Here is an 18,494-nt window from a genome sequence, read left to right on the forward strand (position 1 = left end):
GACGTACCACCCGCTTCTCGTGCTCGAAACCGCGGATCCACGACGAGCGGTCGACAGACCTCGGTGAGCGGCGTCACGGAGCCCTGGATCCGGCCCTGGAAAAGTCCGGGGTCGGGCACCCATGTCGCGAGGTGCACGTTGACGGAGAGTCGGAGGGGACAGACCACCACCGAGGGAACGGAGACGTCATGGCCACCTTGACCAGACCTCAGTACAACAAGGTCATCGCCGGGGTGTGCGCCGGGCTCGCCGAGCGCTTCGGCATGTCCGCCGGCGTGGTGCGGCTGCTGTTCGTGCTGTCCTGCCTGCTGCCCGGGCCGCAGTTCGTGATCTACCTCGCGCTGTGGGTGATCATGCCGAAGCGGTAGTGCTCAGGCGCCGCTCAGCGCACCGCCAGCCGATGATCAGCTCCGAGGAGGAGGCTGGGAGGGACCCGTCGGGAGGAGGCGCGCATGGATGCGCTCCTGATCGTCGCCGTCGTGGTCGTGCTGCTGGCGCTGATCACCGGTGGTGCGGCCGTGCAGGCCGTGCAGCAGTACCAACGCGGTGTCGTGCTGCGCTTCGGCCGGCTGCTGCCGGCCGTGCGCGAGCCCGGACTGCGGGTGATCGTCCCGTTCGTCGACCGCATGCGGAAGGTGCCGGTGCAGACGACGGTGCTCGACGTGCCGTCCCAGAACGCGATCACCCGGGACAACGTCACCATCGGCGTGGACGCGGTCGTGTACTTCCGCGTCGCCGACCCCGTCCGCGCGGTGATCAACGTCGACGACTACCTGCGGGCCACCTCGCAGGTCGCCCAGACCTCGATGCGCTCGGTGATCGGGCGGGCCGATCTGGACACGCTGCTCTCGGACCGGGACGCGATCAACAGCGAGCTCAAGGCGGTCATCGACGCGCCCACCGAGGACTGGGGCGTGAGCATCGACCGCGTCGAGATCAAGGACATCGCGCTCCCCGAGGGCATGCGCCGCTCGATGTCGCGGCAGGCCGAGGCCGAGCGCGACCGCCGCGCCCGCGTCATCGCCGCGCAGGCCGAGCTCGAGGCGTCCGAGAAGCTCACCCAGGCCTCGCAGCGCATGAGCGCGACACCCGGCGCGCTGCAGCTGCGCCTGCTCCAGACCGTCACCGAGGTGGCCGCGGACAAGAACTCCACGCTGGTCATGCCGATGCCGGTGGAGCTGCTGCGGTTCTTCGAGAACGCCTCGCTCGCGCAGGGCGCGGCGGCGCCGGAGGCCATCCGCCGGGCGATCGACGCCGCGGCCGAGACGGCGGTGGGGGACCCGCTCGCGGACGAGGGGGACGACGCGGACGACGCGGCGGAGGCCGTCACCAGAGATGGCCGGGCAGGTCCTTCGTGAGCTCGGCGAGCTGACCGCGGGTGGTGGCGGCGTAGGCCGCCGCCACCCGTTCGTCGAACTCCGCAACGGTCAGCCGGCCGTTGCCCATCGCGCGCTGGAGACGCTCCACCACGATCTCGCGTTCGGCGTCGGACGCCCGGACGTCTGGCACGTCCGCCATCATCCCCCGCCGTCTCCGGGCAGCGTCGGCTGCGCGACCCGCCCGAAGCGCGAGTCGGCGGGGTCGGCGAACACGTGCAGACCGAACGTCTCGGAGAGCTCGCGGCACAGGGCGACGCCGCGCACCGAGTTGCCGTGCACGTCGAGGCCCGGCGAGTAGACGCCGAAACCGAAGTAGCGGGGCAGCACGCAGACGATGTCGCCGGAGACCCCGCTCTTGGCGGGGATGCCGACCTCGTTGGCCCACTGGCCCGCGGCGTCGTACATGCCGCAGGTCATCATCACGCTGACGATGTCGCGGACGTACTCCCGGGCGACCGCGCGCTCGCCGGTGAGCGGGTTCCGGCCACCGTTGGCGAGCGTGGCGCCCATGACGCTGAGGTCGGCCGCGGTCACCGTGATGGAACAGGCCGAGAGGTAGGTCTCGACGACCTCGTCGATGTCCCCGGTGATCATCCCGAGCGAGCGCATGACGTAGCAGAGCCCGAGGTTGCGGTCGTTGCTGCGCAGCTGCTGGCGCAGGATGCGCTGGTCGACGGCGAGGTTCGGGTTGCCGGAGTAGGCGCGGTAGCGCTCGAGGATCCGGTCGACCTTCTCGTCGACGTCCCGGCCGGCCACGAGGTTCGCCGCGACCAGCGCGCCCGCGTTGATCATCGGGTTGTAGGGCCGGTGGTGGACCTCGTCGAAGGTGATCGAGTTGAACGGGTCGCCCGAGGGCTCGACGCCGACGCGGGCGAGGGTCGCTTCGGCGCCGTTGTCCTCGAGGGCCAGGCCGTAGGTGAAGACCTTGGAGACCGAGTGCAGCGGGAAGGGCACCGAGCAGTCGCCGGCCTGCCACTGCGTGCCGTCGATGTTGGTGCCGGCGAGCCCGAAGAAGTGGCGCTGGTCGTCCGGCGCGTCCTCCGGGTAGTAGCTGACGACCTGGTCCTCACCGAAGCTCCCGAACCTGGCGTGGAGCTCGTCGAGCTGCTTGCGGACGAGTTCCTGTTCTCCCACGGCGACCACGTCCGACATTCTGCCCGTGATCAGACGGCGGGCGACGCCCGCGTCAGCCGCGGTCCTCCGGTCCGGTACAGCCGCCCGAAGCGGGTCTGGTCGGGCGAGGCGAACATGTGCAGCCCGTAGCGCAGCGAGAGCTCGCGGAACACCGCCTGCCCGCGCACCGAGTTGCCGTGCTCGTCGAGCCCGGGCGAGAACGTCGCCAGCCCGAGGCGGCCCGGCATCACCGCGACGATGCCGCCCGAGACCCCGCTCTTCGCCGGGATGCCGACGTCGGTGGCCCACTCGCCGACCGCGTCGTACATGCCGCAGGTCATCATCACGCTGACGACGTCGCGGACGTGCGCCGCGCTGAGGGCCCGCTGCCCGGTCAGCGGGTTCAGGCCGCCGTTGGCGAGGGTCGCGCCGAGGGTCGAGAGCTCGCAGGTGGTGACGCGGACCGAGCACATCGACAGGTAGACGCGCAGGTTCTCCTCGATGTCGCCGGTGAGCATGCCCAGCGAGCGCATGAGGTAGCTGATCGCGAGGTTGCGGTCGGCCGACGCGAGCTGGTCGGCGAGCAGCTCCTGGTCGACCTCGAGGTCGCCCACGCCGCAGAACGCCCGCATCCGCTCCAGGATCCGCGCGACCTTCTCGTCCGCGGTGTCGCCGTGCACCAGGTAGGCGGCGACGAGCGCGCCCGCGTTGACCATCGGGTTGTGCGGGCGCTGGTGCTCGTCGTCGAAGGTGATCGAGTGGAACGGGTCGCCGGAGGGCTCGACGCCGACGTGGCGCAGCGTCGTCTCGCGGCCGTTGTCCTCGAGCGCGAGGGCATAGGTGACGACCTTGGAGATCGACTGCAGCGGGAAGCGGAACTCGCAGTCGCCGACCGTCCACTGGGTCCCGTCGACCGACGTCCCGGCGAGCCCGAAGACGTCCTCCTCGCCCTCGGCGGCCGGGAGCGCGATCGAGACGATGTCTTCCTCGTGCTCGTCGGCGTGGTGGTCGTGCAGCTGCTCGAGCTGCTCCTGGACCAGCGCCTCCTCGGCATCGCTCACCACGGGGCGCATCCTCTCTCCCGCCTCTTCTGTACCACCGCGGTGGGTGCGCCGCCCGCGGATCCACGGCATGCTCATCGGGGTCCGGCGACGACGCCGGCGCGCACCCTCGAGGTCTGCCATGGAACGCCCGCTCACCCGCCGGGAACAGGAGCTGCTGGCTGCGCTCGCGGCGCGCGAGGAGGTCGTCGACCCGGCGTTCGCCCGCCGGCTGCGGGACCTGCCAGGGCGACGTCCACGACGGGCCGGGCTCGCGTGGCTCCTGGTCGGCGTCCTCGCGGTGGTGGGCGTGACCCTGCTCGTCGTGCCGGGCGTCTTCGTCCTCGCCGCCGTCGCGACGGCCGTGCTCCTCGTCGTCCCCGTGGCCCTCATCGCCTGGGCCATGCACCAGGGCGACCCACCGAGCCGTATGTGAGCGGTTTCCGTCCCTATAGGGGCAGAAACCGCTCACATGAGCTTCGCCAGCGCCTTCGTGATCCGCTGCTCGGAGACGGGGCCCGGGGTGCCGATCTCCTGGGCGTAGAGGCTCACGCGCAGCTCCTGGAGCATCCACGCCACCGCGTCGTAGCCGTCGCGGTCGAAGCTGCGCGGCTCGGCGGCCGCGCGGGTGCGCTGGGCGCGGTACTCCGCCTCGACGCGGTGCGCGGCCGCGGTCGCCTCGGCGTCGCGCACCGGCCCGGTCGGCAGCTTCTCGAGGCGCTTGCGCACCGCCCGCAGGTAGCGGGCGACGTCGGGCAGGCGCGCCACCGGGGTGCGGGCGACGAAGCGGTCGCCGACCAGGACCCGCAGCTGCCCGCGGACGTCGTCGAGCGCGTCGGTGAGCAGGCCGCCGGGTCGCCGCGCGAGCTCGCTGACCGCCAGCTCCACCTGCCCCGCCTCGCCCAGCACGGTCTCGGCGCGCGAGAGCACCTCGGCCGCCGCGGCGGGCAGGCGCGCGGCCACGTGGGCGCGCAGCTTCTCGAACGCCGCCGGGTCCCACGCCGGGCCACCGCCCGTGGCGACGAGGGCGTCGATCGCGGCGTCCACGCAGTCCTCGGCGAGCGCGGCGACGTCGGAGTACCCGCCGGCGGTCATCGCCCCGCGCAGGCGCAGCACCGCGCGGTTGTCGAGCGAGCGCACCAGCGAGCGCGCCGGGGAGGCGATCGCGAGCCGCAGCAGGCGCCGGGTGCCCGCGCGCATGGCGTCGCGGGCCTCGAACGCCGAGTCGAACACGCGGATGTCGACGGCGTGGCCCGTGTCGACGAGCGCCAGGTGCGCGGTCACCGTGCCGCCGGAGCGCCGCTGCTCGCGGGTGCGGGGCAGCTCGCCCACCTCGGCGAACGACGTCAGCCCGCGCCGTTCCGCCCCGTCGGCGACCGCGGCCACGGCCGCCCGCGTCGCCGCGGCGTGCCGGCGGCGCAGCGCCCCGAGGTCCGGGCCCTCCGCGACGGTTCCGCCGTCGTCGTCGGTCACCCGGAACGTCAGCCGGAGGTGCGAGGGGAGGCCGGCGACGTTCCACGCCTCGGTCGGTACGGACAGCCCCGAGAGCCGCCGGACCGCGTCGGACAGGGCGGGGAGCAGCGGTTCGTCGGCCTTCGGCCGCCCGTCGTGCGCGAGGCGCGCCAGCAGGGCTCGCGCGGAGTCCGGTGCGGGCACCAGCGAGCGGCGCAGGTTCTTGGGCAGCGAGCGCACGAGCGCGGTGAGCATCTCCTCGCGCAGCCCGGGCACCTGCCACGCGAGGTCCTCGGCGCGCACCTGCCCGAGCACCGCCAGCGGCACGCTGACCGTCACGCCGTCGCTCTCGGCGCCCGGCTCGAAGGCGTACGACAGCGGGAGCGTCAGGCCGCCCGAGGTCCACGAGTCGGGGTACTGCTCGGCGGTCGGGGCCTCACCGGCGAGCAGCGCCTCGGGGTCGAGGTCGAGCAGGTGCGGGTCGCGCCGCGAGGCCTTCTGCCACCAGCGGTCGAAGTGACGCACCGAGACGACGTCGGCGGGCACGCGCGCGTCGTAGAAGGCGAGGATCGTGTCCTCGTCGACGACGAGCTCGCGGCGCGCCCGGCGCTCCATCTCGGCGACCTGCTCGAGCCGTTCGCGGTTGCGGGTGACGAACGCGTGGCGGGTGTTCCACTCGTTCAGCACCAGGGCGTGGCGGACGAAGAGGTCGCGCGCCACCTCGCGGTCGATCTTGCCGTAGTCGACGGTGCGGTCCATCGCGAGCGGCACCCCGAACAGCGACACCCGCTCGGTGGCCACGGCCGTGCCGCGGCGCTTCGACCAGCGCGGCTCGGAGTGGGTGCGGGTGACGAGCTCGCCCGCGGCCTCCTCGACCCACGCCGGGTCGACGCCCGCGACGGTCCGGGCCCAGAGTCGTGAGGTCTCCACGAGCTCGGCGGCCATCACCATCGTCGGCGGGCGCTTGGCCAGCGTGGACCCGGGCCAGATCGCGAACCGGGCGCCGCGCGAGCCCTCGTACTCGACGAGCGCGCGCTTCCTCGGCTTCCCGGTCTTCGGGTCCTTCGGCGGCTCCTGCGCCAGCCCGATCTGCGAGAGCAGGCCGGTGAGCATCGCCTGGTGGATGCGCCGGCCCAGCTCCTTGGTCATCTCCTGCGCCGGCTCGTTGCGGGTCAGCCCGAGCTCGTCGCCGAGCTGGCGCAGCTGCGCGGCCAGGTCCTGCCACTCGCGGATGCGCAGGTGGTTGAGGAACTCGGCCTGGCAGCGCTTGCGGAACTGGTTCGAGCTCAGTTCACGCCGGCCCGCGCGGATGTGCTCCCACAGGTGCACCCAGGACAGGAAGTCCGAGCGCGGGTCCGTGAACCGCGCGTGCGCCGCGTCCGCCTCGGCCGTCTTCTCCGCCGGACGCTCGCGCGGGTCCTGCGCGGAGAGCCCGGCGGCGATGACGGTGACCTCGTGCAGGCAGCCCAGCTCGTCGGCGGCGAGCACCATGCGCGCGATGCGGGGGTCGACGGGCAGGCGCGCGAGCTGCCGACCGGTGTCGGAGAGCCGCGTGGCGTCGCCGCCCACCAGCGCGCCGAGCTCGGTGAGCAGGCGGACGCCGTCGCGGACCGCGAGCCGGTCGGGCGGGTCGACGAACGGGAACTCCTCGACCGGCCCGAGCTTGGCGCCCGCCATCTGCAGGATCACCGAGGCGAGGTTGGTGCGCTGGATCTCGGGGTCGGTGAACTCGGGGCGCGCGTCGAAGTCGTCCTCGGCGTAGAGCCGGATGCAGATGCCGTCGGCGACGCGCCCGCAGCGCCCGGCGCGCTGGGTGGCCGACGCCTGCGAGATCGGCTCGATCGGCAGCCGCTGGACCTTGGTGCGCCGCGAGTAGCGGGAGATGCGCGCGAGCCCGGGGTCGACGACGTAGCGGATGCCCGGCACGGTCAGCGAGGTCTCGGCGACGTTGGTCGCGAGCACGACGCGGCGTCGCCCACCTTGCGACGGTTCGAAGACCCGGTGCTGCTCGGCCGCGGACAGGCGCGCGTAGAGGGGCAGGACGTCGAGGTCCTCGGCGTGCTCGTTGAGCGCGTCCGCGGCGTCGCGGATCTCCCGTTCGCCGGAGAGGAACACCAGGACGTCGCCGTCCGGACCCTCGCGGCGCAGCTCGTCGACGGCGTCGAGGATGCCCTCGACCTGGTCGCGCTGGTCGCCTTCCTCGTCCACGAGCGGCCGGTAGCGGACCTCGACGGGATAGGTGCGGCCGCTGACCTCGATGATCGGCGCGTCGCCGAAGTGCCGGCTGAAGCGCTCCGGGTCGATCGTCGCCGAGGTGATGACCACCTTGAGGTCGGGGCGGCGCGGCAGGAGCTGGGCGAGGTAGCCGAGCAGGAAGTCGATGTTGAGGCTGCGCTCGTGCGCCTCGTCGATGATGAGGGTGTCGTAGCGGCGCAGGAGCCGGTCCTGCTGGATCTCGGCGAGCAGGATGCCGTCGGTCATCAACTTGACCAGCGTGTCCTCGCTCGCCCGGCTCGTGAACCGCACCTGGTAGCCGACGGTGTCGGTGCCGGTGGTGCCCAGCTCCTCGGCGACGCGCTCGGCGACCGTGCGCGCGGCGATGCGGCGGGGCTGCGTGTGCCCGATCGTGCCGAGGACGCCGCGGCCCAGCTCGAGCGCGATCTTCGGCAGCTGCGTGGTCTTGCCCGAGCCGGTCTCCCCCGCGACGACGACCACCTGGTGGGACTCGAGCGCCGCACGGATGTCGCCGACGCGCTCGGTGATCGGCAGCGCCTCGGGGTAGGAGACGGCCGGCACCGACGCGCGGCGACGCGCCAGGCGCTCCTCGGCCGCGGTGACGTCGCCCGCGATCCTGTCGAGCGTGCCGGCGCGCTTGTCGGCGTCGTCGATGCGCCGCGCGCCGGCGATGCGGCGGCGCAGGCGTCCCGCGTCCGCGGGGCCGAGCGCGTCCACGCGCGCGTCGATGTCCCCGTCGACGACGGACGTCGCGTGGGTGGCAGCGGGCACCGTGCGGGTTCCTCCTCGCAGGACGTGGTGTCCCGGGACGACGGGACACGGGACAGGACCATGCTCACTACCGGGTCCACGGACTTCCCGTTCACCATTGTCAGCGCACGCGCGACCTGGGCTGTTCCCGACCAGTCTGGTCACGCAGCGAAACCAGAATTAGGCTGTTCGAGCGACAGCAGTCGCCATCATCGTCGACGGAACGTAACGTCTGGACCCGCAGTCAGGCTCCCTGGTCACCCGGGGTGACACTTCGGGCGGACGAGGGGAGGGGTCGTGACGGCGGACGCACGAGGGGACACCGAGCTGGCGGTGCTCGCCGCCGGCGGTGACCAGGCCGCGTTCGCGGAGCTCATGACCCGCCACCGTCCCCGCCTCTACGCGGTCTGCCGGCGGATCACCACGCACGACCAGGACGCCCAGGAGGCCCTCCAGGAGACGATGATCATCGCCTGGAAGCGCCTCGGTGAGTTCGACGGCCGCTCGGCGGTCGGCACCTGGCTCTACCGCGTGGCCACCAACGCCGCGATCGACGAGGTCCGGCGCCGCAAGCGCACCCCCGAGCCCGCCGAGGCCGTCCCGGAGCCGACGCCCGTGCGCGGCGCCGACGGCGGCGTCGTCGCGAAGATGGACGTCGACCGCGCCCTGGCCCAGCTGCCCCCGCAGTACCGGGCGGTCGTGGTGCTGCGGGAGATCTGCGATCTGTCGTACACCGAGATCGCCGAGCTGCGCGACATCCCCGTCCAGACCGTCAAGTCCCAGCTCTCCCGCGGGCGCCAGGCGCTGGTCGAGCTGCTCTCCGCCCCGCAGACGGTATGAGCTCGCCGGTAGGCCCCGTCACCTCCCGACTCGTCGCCCTCGTCGCGACGACCCGCGACCGCCTGCGCACCCCCGAGCTGCGCGAGCGCCTCGACGCGCTGGTGACCCGCCTGTCCGAGCCCCGCATCCGCGTCGCGGTCGGCGGCCGGATGAACGCCGGCAAGTCGACGCTGGCCAACGCCCTGCTCCAGGAACGGCTCGCGGCCACCGGTGCCACCGAGACCACGCGGCTGGTCACCTGGTTCCGCCACGGCCACCAGGCCCGCGTCCGCGTGCACCACCGCGACGGCACCGACCGCCTCGTGCCCCTCGGCGACGGCATCGGCGCCACGATCGGCGAGCCCGGCGAGGACATCTCCCACCTCACCGTCGAGACGCCCAACGACGCGCTCACCCGGTACACGCTGATCGACACCCCGGGCATGGACTCGCTCTCCAAGCTCGACCCCGACTCGCTCGCGGCCCTCGGCGACGCCGACGCCGTCGTCTACCTCATGCCCCACCCCGGCGAGCGCGACGTCGAGGCCATCGACGCCGTCCGCGGCTGGGCCGGCGGGCTGCGCCTCGGCGCCGCGAACATGCTCGGGGTCCTGTCGCGCATCGACACCCTCTCCGGCGAGGACGACCCCTGGCCGACCGCCCGCCGCGTCGCCGACCGCTACGCCGGGGAGCTGCGCGCGGTGCTCTCCGACGTCGTCCCCGTGGCCGGGCTGCTCGCCGAGACCGCGCGGGGCCCCGACTTCTCCGAGACCGACGCCCGCGCGCTGCGCACGCTCGCCGAGGCCGACCGCTCCGCGGTGCTGCGCAAGCTGCGCACCGTGCAGCGCTTCCGCGCCTGGGAGGAGTGCCCGCTCGCGGCGGACGAGCGCGAGCGGCTGCTCGACCTGCTCGGGCTGCACGGCATCCGCGTCGGGCTCGAACTGCTCGACGAGGGCCGGCGCTCGACGCCCGCGCTGCTCGAGGGCTTCGCGCTGCGCTCCGGGGTCGAGGCCGTGCTGGAGCGCATCGAGACGGTGTTCGTCGCCGGCGCGGACCGGCTGCGCGCGAGCGCCGGCATCGCCGCGCTGGAGCACCTCGGCTGGGACGCCGCCGACGAGGTCGACCGGCGCGCCCTGCTCGCGCTGCAGTCCGAGCTCGACCGGCTGCGCCTCGAGCCCGCGCTGCGCCAGGTGGAGCTCGCCGCCGCGCTCGTCGACCTCGAGAACGGGCGGATGCGCCTCGGCGACGACGACGTGGCGCGCCTGCGCGACCTCGCGACCGGCGTCGACGACGCCCGCCGGCTGGGTCTGGACGCCGGCGCGGACGCCGCGGCCGTCGCCGCCGCGGCGACCGCGCAGATCCCGGCGTGGCGCCGGCTCGAGGCCCGCCCGTCGCGGGTGCTGCAGCGCCACGTCCGCACCGCGCGCGAGCTCTGCGAGCACATCTTGTTCAACGCCTCGGCGCCGACGTCCCCGAGCTGGCAGGCTCGGACACCGAGCCGATGACGGGCTGATGACCATCACGAGAGGGGAGGCCGCGGTGGGGGTGCCGCCCCGCGCCGGCCCGCCGAGGGCCGTCCTCGGGCCCTACGTGGTGCAGGACGTCGTCCACCGCGGGCGCTCGGGCGAGGTCGTGCGCGCCCACGACACCGCCCACGACCGGGTCGTCGCCCTCAAGCTGCTCGCCCCCGACACCGCCGACCGCGAGTACCGCGCCCGCTTCGACCGCTCGTGCGGCGTCGCCCGCACGCTGCGCGAGCCCCACGTCCTGCCGGTGCTCGACTTCGGCGAGACCGGCGGGCGCCTGTTCGTCGCGACGCCCCTGCTCGCGGGCCCGGACCTCGGCACCGTGCTGCACCGCGACGAGGTCCTCGACCCGGCGCGCGCGGTGGCCGTCGTCGAGCAGGCGGCGCGCGGCCTGGCCGCCGCGCACGCCCGCGGGCTCGCGCACCGCAACGTCAAGCCGGCCAACCTGCTCTTCGCCGACCCGTCCGCTACCGAGGTGCGCGTCGGCGACTTCGGGCTCGTCTCCCGCAACGGGCTCTCGCTCGACCACACCGCGCCCGAGCGCTTCCGCGGCGGCGCGACCGACCACCGCGAGGACGTCTACGCGCTCGGCTGCGTGCTCTACACCTGCCTCACCGGCGCCCGGCCCTACCCGGGCCGCAGCCTCCCCGAGCGGATGCGCGGGCACCTCGAGAGCCCGATCCCGCGGCCGTCCGAGGCGCGCCCCGGCGTGCCGGCCGCGTTCGACGCCGTGATCGCCGGGGCGCTGGCGAAGACCCCCGCCGAGCGCACCGCGACCGTCGGCACGCTCGCGGCGGCCGCCCGCGCCGCGCTCGGCTGAAAGAAATCGGGGATCCGCCGGAACATCCGTGCCCTCCCGCGTCGTCACAGTCGCGAACGGCCCGCCGACGGCGGCGGGCCCCGCCCGTGGGGAGCGCGCGATGAGCGGCACGACCGACACCGCCGGTGACATGTACTTCAGCGCCGACGGCGGCGTGTACGACGCGTCCGGCACCATGATCGGCACCTACGAGACCGACGGCGCCGGCAACGTCGACCTGGTCACCACCGACACCGACGGGGACGGCGTCCTCGACACCTCGGTGGCCGACACCGACCACAACGGTTCGTTCGAGACCGGGATCGTCGACACCGACGGCGACGGCTACTACGACACGATGGTCACCGACACCGACGGGGACGGCGACTTCGACACCGCGGCGGTCGACACCGACCGCGACGGGCAGGCCGACACCACCAGCCACGACCCCGCCGGCTTCTGATCTCGATGATCGCCCCGACCGCCGAGCGGGCGGCGCTGGTCGAGCTCTGCATCGACCTCGCCGACCGGCTGCGCACCACCGGGCCCGGACTCCGGGCCCGGCTGCACCGCGGCCTCGCCGACGTCGGGGTGGTCCCGGTCGAGCCGGACGGCCTGCCCTTCGACGGCGCCCACCACGACGCCGTCGACTGCGAGCCGACCACCGACCCCGCCCGCGACCGCACGGTCGCGAGCACCGAACGCACCGGCTACCTCGACCACGGGCACGTCCTGCGCCGCCCCGAGGTCGTGGTGTACGCCCTGGAGACGGCGACCGAGGAGGACCGATGAGCACCCACCCGCTGACCGACGAGGTCCTGGCGCTGGTGTCGCAGGTGCGCGCGGCCGCGGTCGAGGACGACGAGAAGGGCGCCGCGGAGGCCCTCGACGGCGACGTCGCCCGCGTGGCCCGCAGCACCGCGGCCGTGGTGGTCGTCGGGGAGAAGAAGCGCGGGAAGAGCTCGCTGATCAACGCGCTGATCGGGCGTCCGGGCCTGCTGCCCGTCGACGCCGACGTCGCCACCTGCGTGCACGTGATCGTCTCCCACGGCCCGGACGGCGTGACCGTCGTCGAGGGCGGCGGGGCGGCCGGTCGCGAGGTGCCGCTCGACGCGCTCGCCGAGTACGCCGCGCTCGACCCCGGGGCCCGCGCCCCCGAGCACGAGGACGTCAGCCAGGTCCAGGTCCGCGTGCCCGCGCCGCTGCTCGCCGGCGGCCTCGAGCTGATCGACACCCCCGGCGTCGGCGGTCTCGTCGCCGGCCACGCCGCGCTGACGCTCGCGACGCTCGACCGCGCCGACGCCCTGGTGTTCGTCCTCGACGGGTCGAGCGAGATCACCGCCTCGGAGCTGGCGTTCCTCGAGAAGGCCACCGAGCGCATCACCACCGTCGCCTTCGTACTCACCAAGATCGACCTGTTCCCCGCGTGGGAGGAGGTGCGGGCGCGCAACGTCGAGCTGATCGCCCGGCACGCCCCGCGCTACGCCGCGGCGCCCTGGTTCGGGGTGTCGAGCCGCGCGGCCGCCGACGCGGTTGCCGCGGAGGCCGACGGCGAGCCCGAGGAGGCCGCCGAGGAGCGCGCCGCGAGCGGGATCGGGCCGCTGTCCGAGCACCTCGCCGGCCTCGCCGAGGACGCCGACGGGTTGCGGCTGTCGAACCTGCTCCACCAGACGTCCGCGCTGGCCAAGCGCCTGTCCGCCCTGCAGGTGCGTCGCGCGCTGTCGCTGTCGCTGAGCCCGGAGTTCGCGGCCTCGGTGAAGCGCGAGAAGGACGCGCTCACCGCGCTGCAGAGCCAGAACGCGACGTGGCGCCAGACGCTCGGCGAGCGCTCCGCCCGCCTCGAGCAGCGCATGCGCACCGAGCTCGCCCGCCGTCTCGAGGACCTGCGCAAGGAGGTCGGCGACCAGATCGCCACCGGCTCCGGCAAGGTCTTCGACGCCGTCGCCACCGACCTGCCGCCCCGCGCCCAGGCGCTGTGGATCGAGCTCGACACGCTGCTGCGCCGCGAGCTCACCGCGCTCGGCGAGGCGCTGCTGGCCGACCTCGAGGGCGTCGAGGTCGACCTCGCCGGGGTCGTCCCGGACGCCCCGGAGCGCCTCGCGCAGCTCCCCGAGGCCGCGCGCGGCCAGGGCAGCACGAGCTTCGCCGAGCAGGGGATCATGGCCGCGGGCCTCGGCATGGGGCTCGGGCACCTCGTGGCGATGGTGGTCGCCCCGCCGATCGGCATCCTCGCCGGCATCGGCGCCGTCGGGTTCTTCTCGTGGCGGCGCTGGAGCAAGGAGCGGGGTGCCCGCAGCCGCGAGGACGCCCGCCGCTACCTCGGGGAGGTCGCCACCCGGCTGAACAACGAGATCCCGCCGGTGGTCTCGCAGGCCGTCGCCGGTGCCCGCGAGGTGCTGGGCCGCCAGATCACCACGGCGCTCACCGAGGAGAAGGACCGCCTCACCGCGAGCCTCGCCGAGCACGAGAAGAACCTCGCCGCCGAGAAGTCGTCCCTGCAGCGCCGCAAGGTCGAGGTCGACGCCGGGCTGAAGAAGCGCAACGAGCTGCGGGAGGCCGCCGAGAAGCTGGCCGCCAGGCTGCCCACCACCCATCGACCGCACCGAGAGGAGTCGTCGTGACCGCGCCCGAGGAGGCCGGGGGACCCTGGCTCGACATGTCCCGGTACCCCGACACCGATCCCGACACCGTGCTCTCGCCCGGCGACCAGGACCTGCTGACCTCGGCGCTCGCCGTCGACGACTCGGGCCTGCCCGACAGCGTCTGGGAGCACATGCTCGCCGTCGTCACCGGCGAGGACCCGGCCGAGGACGCCGATGAGCCCGGTACGGACGGCGGCGTCGACGACCCGGCCCTCGACCCGGCCGACGACGCGGGCTGGGGCGAGGACCCCGCGCACGACCAGGCCCACGACGACCCGGGCGGGCACGACGACGGGATCCACGACGCGGGCCACGACGGGCACGACTGGGACGGCGGCGTCGTGTGACCGGCTGGGACCTCGCGATCGACTTCGGCACCTCGTTCACGACGACCGCCACGCTCGCCCACGGGCGCGCCGAGGTCCTGGAGATCGACGGGTCGAAGTACGTGCCCTCGCTCGTCTGCGTCGACGACGACGGCACGATCCTCACCGGCCGCGACGCGGTCAACGAGGCGGCGATGGCCCCGGACCGCACCGAGCGCGTCCCGAAGCGCGCCCTCGTGGCCTCGGAGCAGGTCCTGCTGGGCACGCGCACGGTGACGACCGTCGACCTCGTCGCCGCGGTGCTCGCCCGGGTCGCCGGCGAGGCCACGCGGCGGCTCTCGGGACGCCCGTCGCGCGTCGTCCTGACGCACCCCGCCCGCTGGCAGGCCGGCGGCGCCGAGCTGCGCCGGCTCACCGAGGCCGCCGAGCGCGCCGGGCTGGGCGAGCCCGACCTCGTCGCGGAGCCGGTCGCCGCCGCCCACCACTACGTGCGCACCGGCGACGCCGTGCCCGACGGCGGCATGATCGGCGTCTACGACTTCGGCGGCGGCACCTTCGACACCGCCGTCCTGCGGCGCCGCCGCGACGGGTTCGAGCTCGCCGGCTCACCCGGCGGCGACGCCGCCCTCGGCGGCGAGGACCTCGACGCCGCCTTCATGGAGATCCTCGCCGAGCACGCCGAGGCGCTCGACCCCGACACCTGGAACGCGCTGTGGGAGGCCGAGGGCCGCGTCGCCGAGCGCCACCGCACCCTGTTGCGCCGCGACATCACCCAGGCCAAGGAGGCGCTGTCCCGCCTGCCCGCGGTCAACCTCTGGGTGGCGGGCTACGACGACGAGATCCGCGTGACGCGCCGCGAGTACGAGAAGGCGGTCGAGCCGCTCCTCGCGCGCAGCGTCGCCGAGCTGCAGGACACCGTCGCGCGCGCCGGCACCACGCCCGACGGGCTCGTCGACGTCTTCCTCACCGGCAGCACCAGCCGGACGCCGCGGATCAGCGCGCTGCTCGCCGACCTGCTCGGTCACGTGCCCGGGATGCGCGACGACCCGAAGGCCGTCGTCGTGCTCGGGGCGCTGTCGACGGTCCCGGGCTCGGTGAGCGCCACCCAGCACGTCCGCCTCCCTCCGCGGCCGCAGGACCCGGGACGGCGTCCCCCGGCGGGCCCGACCCCGCCGCTGACGCCCGCCGGGTTCGCGGCTCCCGTGGTGCCCGACGGTGCGACCGAGACGGTGCGGCGCACCCCGCGGGAGGACGTGACGGTCCGGGCGGGGCGGCACCACGCGCCCGATCCTCCGCAGGCCGACGCCGAGGCGGCCGCCCTGATCGCGCGCGAGATCGCCGCCATCGCCGAGGCGGCCGGGGTCACCGACCTCGTCGGCGCGGTGTCCCCGACGCTGCACGCGGGCGACACCGCCGAGGCCCTGCGGCGCCCGCTGGTGGCGGCCGTCGAGGGCGTGGGCACGGCGATCGGCACCCGGCACACGCCGTTCCCCGGGCTGCCGCCCGAGGTCGCGCTCCAGGTCCTGCGGGAGGGCCGCGCGGAGCTGGGCGCGCTCGGCCAGGCCCTCACGCGCCTCGACGGTGTGACGGAGCGCCTCACCGCGTGGTGAGCCGATCGCCCCGGTGGCGGGTATGACCATGGCTCCACCACCACCACGGAGGGCCCGCATGACCCACACCGCGACCGGCCGAGCGACCGCCGCGTCCACCGTCACGGCGCTGCGCGTGCTCGCGGTGCTGACCGTCGTCGTCCTGGCCTGGCAGTTCGTCACGGCGGGCTCGATCGTCGGCCCGGGCGAGGCCGAGGGCGCCGAGTCCCTGCACGCCACCGGCGCGATCGTCCTGCACGTCGTCTCGGGGCTGACGATGATCGTCGCCGCCCTCGTGTGGCGGGCCGGCGCGCCGCTCTGGCCGGCGGTCGTCGCCGCCGTGGTCTTCGTGCTGAGCTTCGTCCAGGCGTACTTCGGCAGCGGGGCGACCCTCGCGATCCACGTGCCCGGCGCCATGGTCCTGACGATCGGCGCCGTCGTCGTCGCGGCCTGGTCGTTCACCCCGTCCGCCCGCTGAGGACCTTCCGGGGACCCTCGTCCCGCACGCCCTGACCCGCAGGTCCCTCCTGCCCGGCCTCCCGCGCGCGGAGGCTGGGACCCGAGCGGCCGGGAGTGCCGCCGGAGGAGAGGGACTCGGATGAGCCTGGTCAACGACGCCGCCGCCGGTGCGGGAGCCGTCGTCGTCGGAGTGGACGGTTCGGCGCACGCGCGGGTGGCGCTCGACCGCGCCCTGCGCGAGGCGGCCGCGCGCGGGGTCGGCGTCACCGCGGTGACCGCGACGACCCCGCCGGACCTCTGGGCGGTGGAGCTGGGCGCGCTCGCCCCCGACGTCGCCGAGATCGACCGCGAGGTCCGCGCGGCGCTGCAGCAGACCATCGACGACGCGGTCGCCGCCGCCGCGGCCGACGGTGTCGACGTGCCGGTGGTGAAGCTCGTGGTCGGGGCCGGGTCGCCGGCCGACGTGCTGTGCCGCGTCGCCCGGGACGCCGAGCTGCTCGTGGTGGGCCACCGTGGCCGGGGTGCGCTCGCGTCGCGGCTGATCGGCTCGGTCGGCCTCGGGGTCGTCGTGCACGCGCCGTGCCCCGTGCTCGTCGTCCGCGAGACCGCGCCGGCCGCGTCCTCCTGACGCCGCTGCGTCACGATGGCGGCATGACCGGCGCGTGGGACCCGACGGCCGAGGCGGCCGCGCGCACCGACCCGTCACGGCTCGCGCTGCGCGAGCTGCTCGACGAGGTGTCCACCCGCGTCGAGGCACTCGGGCGCACGCGCGACCGCACCGAGGGCCTGCTCGACGCGGTGCTCGCCGTCGCCTCGGGCCTCGATCTCGACGCGACGCTGCGCCGGGTGGTGGAGGCGGCGCTGGACCTCGTCGACGCCCGCTACGGCGCGCTCGGGGTGCTCGCCGCCGACCGCCGCTCGCTCGCGCGGTTCGTCCACGTCGGCATCGACGACGCGGCCCGCGAGCGGATCGGCCGCCTGCCCCACGGCGAGGGCCTGCTGGGCCGCCTGATCGAGGACCCCCGCCCGCTGCGCCTCGACGACCTCGCGGCGCACCCCGCCTCCGTCGGCTTCCCGGCGCACCACCCGCCGATGGGCTCGTTCCTCGGCGTCCCGGTCCGGGTGCGCGGCGAGGTGTTCGGCAACCTCTACCTCACCGAGAAGCGCGGCGGCACGTTCACCGAGGACGACGAGGCCGTCGTGACCGCGCTGGCCACGGCGGCCGGCGTCGCCGTCGACAACGCCCGGCTCTACGGCCGCACCGCGACCCTGATGCACGAGGCGCAGCGCCGGGAACGGTGGCTCGAGGCCACCGGGGAGATCACCACCGAGCTGCTGCGCGGCACCGACGCGGCCGAGGCGCTCGCGCTCGTCGCCCAGCGCGCCGCCGAGCTGACCGACGCCGAGTGCGCGCTGATCGTCGAGCCCGTCGACGACGCGACCATGACGGTGACGGCCTCGGTGGGCCGCGAGGACACGTTCCCGCCCGGCCTGCGCCTCGCCACCGCCGACACCCCGCTCGGGGTGGTCGCGGCCTCCCGCGCGCCGCGGCGCGAGACGGCGCTGGCGTTCCCGGACGCCGCCCTGGGCCCGTCGCTGGTCGTGCCGCTCCGCGCGGGGGACGACGTGTCCGGCGTCCTGGTCGCCGGGCGCCGTCCGGGGGCCGCCGAGTTCGACGCCGAGCAGCTCCCCGTCGTCGCCGCCTTCGCCGACCAGGCCGCCCTGGCGCTCGCCCTGGCCGCGAGCCGGCGCGCCGAGCGCGAGCTCGACGTCCTCGCCGACCGCGACCGCATCGCCGCCGACCTGCACGACCACGTCATCCAGCGCCTGTTCGCGGTCGGCCTGGGCCTGCAGAGCGCCCAGCGCCGCGCCGCGCGGACCGACGTCGCCGAGCGGATCGCCGACGCCGTCGACCAGCTCGACCAGGTCGTGCGCGAGATCCGCACCAGCATCTTCGACCTGCACGCCGACCCCGCGGGTCGCCCCGGGCTCGGCGGGCGCATCCGGGCCGCGGTGACCGAGCTGACCGCCCACGGCACCGTGGCGCCGACCGTGCGCGTCGCGGGCCCGGTCGACGTCGTGCCCGACGACCTCGCCGACCACGTCGAGGCCGTGGTGCGCGAGGGCGTCAGCAACGCGGTGCGCCACGCCGGCGCGGGCGGGGTCGTGGTGACGGTGTCGGTGGGCGACGACCTGGTGGTCGACGTCAGCGACGACGGGCGCGGGATGCCGGAGGCGGCGGCGCTGTCGGGGCTGCTGAACCTGGAGCGGCGCGCCCGCTCGCACGGCGGCGACCTCACCGTCGCCCCCCGCGACCCCGGCCCCGGCACCCGCCTCGTCTGGCGCGTTCCCCTCCCGTCCTGAC

Annotated in this window: 18 protein-coding genes; 14 read left to right on the forward strand and 4 right to left on the reverse strand. The window is 74.9% G+C overall.

Annotated elements, in window-relative coordinates; genetic code table 11:
• Positions 1-188: 188 nt before the first annotated feature.
• Together EV188_RS22365 and EV188_RS22370 are read left to right on the forward strand one after the other, a co-directional pair.
• Positions 189-368: a PspC domain-containing protein gene (locus tag EV188_RS22365; RefSeq protein ID WP_133828514.1), complete on the forward strand. Its 180-nt coding sequence runs from the start codon at positions 189-191 to the stop codon at positions 366-368.
• Between the two features lie 84 nt (positions 369-452).
• Positions 453-1,358, forward strand: coding sequence for a slipin family protein (locus EV188_RS22370; protein WP_133828515.1), 906 nt, complete (start codon positions 453-455; stop codon positions 1,356-1,358).
• On the opposite strand, the gene EV188_RS22375 is transcribed toward EV188_RS22370, so the two are convergent.
• Genes EV188_RS22375 through glsA (EV188_RS22385) form a run of 3 tightly spaced genes read right to left on the reverse strand, consistent with a single transcriptional unit; the run spans position 1,327 to position 3,553 of the window.
• Complete coding sequence (locus EV188_RS22375; protein ID WP_243741910.1) at positions 1,327-1,509, reverse strand: DUF1707 SHOCT-like domain-containing protein; 183 nt, start codon at positions 1,507-1,509, stop codon at positions 1,327-1,329. The two genes, EV188_RS22370 and EV188_RS22375, sit on opposite strands and share 32 nt — an antisense overlap.
• Before the next feature lie 8 nt (positions 1,510-1,517).
• On the reverse strand, positions 1,518-2,522 hold the full coding sequence (gene glsA, locus EV188_RS22380) for a glutaminase A (RefSeq protein WP_243741911.1): 1,005 nt from the start codon (positions 2,520-2,522) through the stop codon (positions 1,518-1,520).
• Between the two features lie 20 nt (positions 2,523-2,542).
• Positions 2,543-3,553, reverse strand: coding sequence for a glutaminase A (gene glsA / locus EV188_RS22385; protein ID WP_243741912.1), 1,011 nt, complete (start codon positions 3,551-3,553; stop codon positions 2,543-2,545).
• Between the two features lie 121 nt (positions 3,554-3,674).
• On the opposite strand from glsA (EV188_RS22385), the gene EV188_RS31860 reads away from it, so the two are divergent.
• Positions 3,675-3,968, forward strand: coding sequence for a DUF3040 domain-containing protein (locus tag EV188_RS31860; protein ID WP_166660019.1), 294 nt, complete (start codon positions 3,675-3,677; stop codon positions 3,966-3,968).
• 32 nt (positions 3,969-4,000) lie between these two features.
• On the opposite strand, the gene hrpA is transcribed toward EV188_RS31860, so the two are convergent.
• Positions 4,001-7,990: an ATP-dependent RNA helicase HrpA gene (gene hrpA, locus EV188_RS22395; RefSeq protein WP_133828519.1), complete on the reverse strand. Its 3,990-nt coding sequence runs from the start codon at positions 7,988-7,990 to the stop codon at positions 4,001-4,003.
• A 276-nt stretch (positions 7,991-8,266) separates the two neighbouring features.
• Between hrpA and EV188_RS22400 the strand changes: the two genes are divergently transcribed.
• The 11 genes from EV188_RS22400 to EV188_RS22450 all read left to right on the forward strand — a co-directional run bounded on the left by EV188_RS22400 (position 8,267) and on the right by EV188_RS22450 (position 18,493).
• On the forward strand, positions 8,267-8,809 hold the full coding sequence (locus tag EV188_RS22400; protein ID WP_208114338.1) for an RNA polymerase sigma factor: 543 nt from the start codon (positions 8,267-8,269) through the stop codon (positions 8,807-8,809).
• On the forward strand, positions 8,806-10,293 hold the full coding sequence (locus EV188_RS22405; RefSeq protein ID WP_133828520.1) for a dynamin family protein: 1,488 nt from the start codon (positions 8,806-8,808) through the stop codon (positions 10,291-10,293). The genes EV188_RS22400 and EV188_RS22405 overlap by 4 nt, the downstream gene beginning before the upstream one ends.
• A 7-nt stretch (positions 10,294-10,300) precedes the next feature.
• Complete coding sequence (locus EV188_RS22410; RefSeq protein ID WP_133828521.1) at positions 10,301-11,134, forward strand: serine/threonine-protein kinase; 834 nt, start codon at positions 10,301-10,303, stop codon at positions 11,132-11,134.
• A 100-nt stretch (positions 11,135-11,234) separates the two neighbouring features.
• Positions 11,235-11,576: a hypothetical protein gene (locus EV188_RS22415; protein WP_133828522.1), complete on the forward strand. Its 342-nt coding sequence runs from the start codon at positions 11,235-11,237 to the stop codon at positions 11,574-11,576.
• Between the two features lie 5 nt (positions 11,577-11,581).
• Entirely contained in the window at positions 11,582-11,905 is a 324-nt protein-coding gene (grpE, locus tag EV188_RS22420) for a nucleotide exchange factor GrpE (protein WP_133828523.1), read from the forward strand.
• Positions 11,902-13,734 carry a dynamin family protein gene (locus tag EV188_RS22425; protein WP_133828524.1) on the forward strand — a complete coding sequence of 611 codons (1,833 nt, stop codon included), beginning with the start codon at positions 11,902-11,904 and terminating at the stop codon, positions 13,732-13,734. Before grpE ends, EV188_RS22425 begins: the two co-directional genes overlap by 4 nt.
• Positions 13,731-14,102: a hypothetical protein gene (locus EV188_RS22430; RefSeq protein WP_133828525.1), complete on the forward strand. Its 372-nt coding sequence runs from the start codon at positions 13,731-13,733 to the stop codon at positions 14,100-14,102. The genes EV188_RS22425 and EV188_RS22430 overlap by 4 nt, the downstream gene beginning before the upstream one ends.
• On the forward strand, positions 14,099-15,691 hold the full coding sequence (locus EV188_RS22435; RefSeq protein ID WP_133828526.1) for an Hsp70 family protein: 1,593 nt from the start codon (positions 14,099-14,101) through the stop codon (positions 15,689-15,691). The genes EV188_RS22430 and EV188_RS22435 overlap by 4 nt, the downstream gene beginning before the upstream one ends.
• Positions 15,692-15,749: 58 nt before the next feature.
• Positions 15,750-16,148 carry a hypothetical protein gene (locus EV188_RS22440; protein ID WP_133828527.1) on the forward strand — a complete coding sequence of 133 codons (399 nt, stop codon included), beginning with the start codon at positions 15,750-15,752 and terminating at the stop codon, positions 16,146-16,148.
• A gap of 120 nt (positions 16,149-16,268) precedes the next feature.
• Complete coding sequence (locus tag EV188_RS22445; protein ID WP_133828528.1) at positions 16,269-16,757, forward strand: universal stress protein; 489 nt, start codon at positions 16,269-16,271, stop codon at positions 16,755-16,757.
• Between the two features lie 23 nt (positions 16,758-16,780).
• Positions 16,781-18,493: a GAF domain-containing sensor histidine kinase gene (locus EV188_RS22450; RefSeq protein ID WP_166660020.1), complete on the forward strand. Its 1,713-nt coding sequence runs from the start codon at positions 16,781-16,783 to the stop codon at positions 18,491-18,493.
• Position 18,494 lies beyond the last annotated feature (1 nt).

The organism is Actinomycetospora succinea, from assembly GCF_004363095.1.
Lineage (GTDB): Bacteria > Actinomycetota > Actinomycetes > Mycobacteriales > Pseudonocardiaceae > Actinomycetospora > Actinomycetospora succinea.

Coding starts and splice junctions, on each gene's coding strand:
- EV188_RS22365 (WP_133828514.1), top strand. CDS start 189: ATGGCCACCTTGACCAGACCTCAGTACAACAAGGTCATCGCCGGGGTG.
- EV188_RS22370 (WP_133828515.1), top strand. CDS start 453: ATGGATGCGCTCCTGATCGTCGCCGTCGTGGTCGTGCTGCTGGCGCTG.
- EV188_RS31860 (WP_166660019.1), top strand. CDS start 3,675: ATGGAACGCCCGCTCACCCGCCGGGAACAGGAGCTGCTGGCTGCGCTC.
- EV188_RS22405 (WP_133828520.1), top strand. CDS start 8,806: ATGAGCTCGCCGGTAGGCCCCGTCACCTCCCGACTCGTCGCCCTCGTC.
- EV188_RS22410 (WP_133828521.1), top strand. CDS start 10,301: ATGACCATCACGAGAGGGGAGGCCGCGGTGGGGGTGCCGCCCCGCGCC.
- EV188_RS22415 (WP_133828522.1), top strand. CDS start 11,235: ATGAGCGGCACGACCGACACCGCCGGTGACATGTACTTCAGCGCCGAC.
- grpE (WP_133828523.1), top strand. CDS start 11,582: ATGATCGCCCCGACCGCCGAGCGGGCGGCGCTGGTCGAGCTCTGCATC.
- EV188_RS22425 (WP_133828524.1), top strand. CDS start 11,902: ATGAGCACCCACCCGCTGACCGACGAGGTCCTGGCGCTGGTGTCGCAG.
- EV188_RS22440 (WP_133828527.1), top strand. CDS start 15,750: ATGACCCACACCGCGACCGGCCGAGCGACCGCCGCGTCCACCGTCACG.
- EV188_RS22445 (WP_133828528.1), top strand. CDS start 16,269: ATGAGCCTGGTCAACGACGCCGCCGCCGGTGCGGGAGCCGTCGTCGTC.
- EV188_RS22450 (WP_166660020.1), top strand. CDS start 16,781: ATGACCGGCGCGTGGGACCCGACGGCCGAGGCGGCCGCGCGCACCGAC.